This is a genomic window from Tahibacter caeni, assembly GCF_024609805.1.
Classification (GTDB): Bacteria; Pseudomonadota; Gammaproteobacteria; order Xanthomonadales; family Rhodanobacteraceae; genus Tahibacter; species Tahibacter caeni.
On sequence record NZ_JANFVR010000412.1, the window covers coordinates 1 to 3646 of the forward strand.

A 3646-nucleotide genomic window follows, 5' to 3' on the forward strand; every position below is an offset into this window, starting at 1 on the left:
ATCTCGGCGCCGGCGCGTACGCGCAGCAGCGGCTCGCGCCGCCGCTGCGCATCGTCATCGCCGGCGATTCGACGGCCAGCGAGTACGACGCGACGCGCTGGCCGCGGCGCGGCTGGGGCCAGGAGCTCGCCAGCTTCGTCGACGCCTCGGTCGAGGTGCGCAACCGCGCGCAGAGCGGCCGCAGCGCGCGCAGTTTCATCGAGCAGGGCTGGATCTACGACGTCGCGCGCGATCTGCGCGCCGGCGACCTGCTGCTGATCCAGTTCGGTCACAACGACGAGAAGATCGACGATCCGGCGCGCTACGACGAGCCGCAGTGGGCGTTCCCGCTCTGGTTGCGCCAGTACGTCGAACTCGCGCGCGCGGTCGGCGCGACGCCGGTGCTGCTGACGCCGGTCGCGCGGCGCCATTTCGTCGCTGGCCGCGCCGTCGACCGGCACGGCCCGTATGCGCAAGCCGTGCGCGCGCTCGCGCAGCGCGAGCAGGCGGCTCTCGTCGACCTCGGCGCGTCGAGCCTGCGCTGGCTGGCCGGGCTCGGCGAGGACGCCTCGCGCGCGTTCTATCTGCACGTGCCCGAGCAGAACCTGCGCGACGACACGCATTTCCACCAGCGCGGCGCGGCGGCCGTGGCCTGCCTCGTCGTGCAGGGCCTGCGCGAACAGGGGCTGCTCGACGCGTCGCGGCTGCGCCGCGACAGTGACTGCGGCATACCCGATGACCGCGACACGGCGCGCCCGGGCGCCTCGCGCATCGCGCGCGACGGCGATTACGGCCGCGCGCAGCCCGCGCCGCACGGCGGCGGCGGAACGACGGTCGCCTATCCGCTGTTCGAGGACGTGCCGGATCTGCGCATCGTGCTGCGCCGGCGCGTGCTGCCGGCCGGCGCCGGCATCGGCCTGCACCGGCACGCGCACGACGAGATCTACTACATCCTCTCCGGAAGCGGCCGCTACGTGCTCGACGGCGTCGCCCACGATGTCGGTCCCGGCGATGCGCTGCTGACGCGCGCCGGCAGCAGCCATGCGCTGCACCAGGTCGGCGCGGAGGAGCTTGTGCTGCTGATCAATTACGAAAAGCGCTGAACCGCGCAGCGGCGCGCGCGGCGTCGCGGGCAGTTCATTGGACTGCCGCAGCCGCACCGGGCGTGCGGCAGGACTTCGTGGTCCAGCGTCCGGTTCGCGCCGTCCCCGCTGGTGACGTGGCGGCGATCGCTGACCGGTGTTCGCGTGGCCAGTTGTGCGTCAAGTTTCTGATGCGAAAAGAAATAATCTGCGGATAAGTGTGACGTCACCTTGTCGTCAGGCGGGGCCGGCAACGCGGCTGCAGAGTGCGCCGAACCACCCGGAGGTGGGCTCGGAGGTCTGTCCGTCATGCGTTGCGCTCGTTCCGTTTTCCGTCCGCTACTCGCCGCGTGCCTGCTCGCGCTGGCCGCGCCGGGGCATGCCCTGACCAGCTATTGCGTGAGCACTGCCCAGCAGTTCAATCAGGCGTTGACCGCCGCCCAGGGCTCCAGCGACACGCTGGTCCTGATCCGCCTGCGCGAAGGCACCTACGACGCGTTCGCCGCCTCGGTGCCGTTCGCGTATGCGGCGCAGACGCCCAACCAGGTGCTCGACATTTCCGGCGGCTGGTCCGGCGACGGCGCCGCCTGCACGACCCAGAGACCCAGGCCCGCGCTGACCCAGCTGGTCGGCATCGCGAGCAGTCCGACCCTGACCCTGGGGGCGGCCAGCAACGGCGGCCAGGTCTATGTGCACGATCTGGCGATCTCCAATCCCAACCACACGGCGACGGACACCGTCGGTGGCGCCTGCCTCTTCGTGGCGGTCGATGCCGGCAGCGAAGCACGCCTGGAGCGCCTGCAGGTGCACGACTGCGTCGCGCGCAACACGAGCTTCGCCTCGGGCTTCTTCAACAACCGGGGCGGCACCCTGATCGTGCGCGACGTCGCGGTCGCCAACGGACTGGGGCGGCGCAACGGCGGCATCGGCGTGACGACGAGTCTCGGCGGCACGTCGAGTCTCGCGCAGATCAGCGTGGCGCGTGCGATGGCGTTCGACGGCAATCCGAACGACAACGCCGGCATTCTGCTGAACACCTCCGATGCCGCGAGCCGGATCGCGCTGAGCAACAGCGTGTCCTGGGGCAACAGCGGCTATCTCAACAATGCCGGAGCCTCGGTCGACGTCAGCGACGTCGCGGTGTCGAGCTTCTATGGCACGGTCGATCTGACGCGCGTGCACCGCGGCAGCCTGCGCGGCACGGCCGATTCCGACAATGCGCCGGGCAGCGGCGATCCGGGCTTCGTCGCCGCGGGCGATCCGCGCCCGCGCGCGGATTCGATCCTCGTCGACAGCGGCATCGCGAATCCGGCCGGCGGCAGCGGCGTCTTCGACGCCGACGGCGCGACGCGCGTGCAGGGTGTCGGCGTGGATGTGGGCGCGTTCGAGTACGTGCCCTCCGACACGATCTTCCGCAACGGCTTCGACGTGCCGCCGTCGCCGGATTCATTTCCGAGTGCCGACCTGTAGCGGCGAGGCCCGCGCAGACGCGGACCACGGCGGCGCTGCGGCAATGGCATGCGTGCCCCCATCGCCGTCGTCGCTTCAGGCCGCCGCGGGTGCGGGGCCGGGACGCGCGACGAAGAACGCGCCGACGACGCTTTCGAGCACGCCGAGCACGAACACGGTCGCGGCCATGATGCCGCCCTGCAGCGGCCGGTCGAAGAAGAACGGGCGCATGGCCTCCAGTTCGCGCAGCTGCGTCGCGACGGCCGCGGGCGCGGCGCCGGACTGGCGGATCTGCTCGGCGTAGAACGCGATCAGCGCTTCGGGCAGCGCATCGCCGACGGCGCTGTAGAACAGCCAGGTCGCCAGGCCGAACAGCAGGCCGGCGACGGCCGCGACGCCGACGCCGATCGCGAGCGCCGCGCCGTAGCCCAGGCCGCCGCGGCGCTGCGCCTCACGGCGCATGGCGAACCAGGTCGCGCTGAGGCACAGCAGCATGCTCGCGTAGCCGACGATCTCGCCGACCTTCATCCATTCGGGCCTGGCACCGAAGATGAAGAAGGGCGCGAACAGCAGCACGCTGATCGTCGCGCCGCCGGCCAGGCCGTAACGCAGTACGGTGTTCATGGTGGGACTCCGCAGTGAAGGTGGCCCAGGCTAGGCCGCCGCGACGGCCCGCGGCATCGCCCGGGCGGGTGATTTTCGGGTGAGCGCCGTCAGGCCAGGCCGCGCTCGCGCGCGGCTCGCGCCGCTTCGGTGCGCCGGCCGACGCCGAGCTTGGCGTAGACGTTCGCGAGATGGGTCTTGACCGTGTTCTCCGACACCGACAGCGCGCGGGCGATCTGCTTGTTGCTGAGCCCCTCGGCGAGCCGGCGCAGCACCTCGCGTTCGCGCTGACTGAGTTCGGCGGACGGCGGCGTCGCGCCGATCGACGACACGGTCGGCCGCACACCGACGGCCGAGGCCGGCGCCGCTGCGGCCGGCGCGCGCGGTGGTTGCATGGCCGATGCATCGTCCGCCGTCGGGATGGAAGGACCGCGTTCGGGCGGCGTCGCGTCGGCAACCGGCGTTGGATGCGCGGCGCGGCGCGGCGGCTCGCGGCGCCGGGCGAGCTGCAGACCCACGCTCATCGCGACGAC

4 protein-coding genes are annotated in these 3646 nt (G+C 71.9%); 2 read left to right on the forward strand and 2 right to left on the reverse strand.

Annotated features, from left to right (window positions below; genetic code table 11):
* Positions 1–56 precede the first annotated feature (56 nt).
* Both NON22_RS21740 and NON22_RS21745 read left to right on the forward strand, forming a co-directional pair.
* Positions 57–1082: a cupin domain-containing protein gene (locus NON22_RS21740; protein WP_343231954.1), complete on the forward strand. Its 1026-nt coding sequence runs from the start codon at positions 57–59 to the stop codon at positions 1080–1082.
* 378 nt (positions 1083–1460) lie between these two features.
* Positions 1461–2531 carry a hypothetical protein gene (locus tag NON22_RS21745; RefSeq protein ID WP_257389094.1) on the forward strand — a complete coding sequence of 357 codons (1071 nt, stop codon included), beginning with the start codon at positions 1461–1463 and terminating at the stop codon, positions 2529–2531.
* A gap of 75 nt (positions 2532–2606) precedes the next feature.
* On the opposite strand, the gene NON22_RS21750 is transcribed toward NON22_RS21745, so the two are convergent.
* On the reverse strand, positions 2607–3134 hold the full coding sequence (locus NON22_RS21750) for a DUF4199 domain-containing protein (protein ID WP_257389095.1): 528 nt from the start codon (positions 3132–3134) through the stop codon (positions 2607–2609).
* Positions 3135–3223: 89 nt separating this feature from the next.
* Positions 3224–3646 (reverse strand): response regulator transcription factor (locus NON22_RS21755; protein WP_257389096.1); only part of this gene is annotated, 423 nt, incomplete at its 5' end.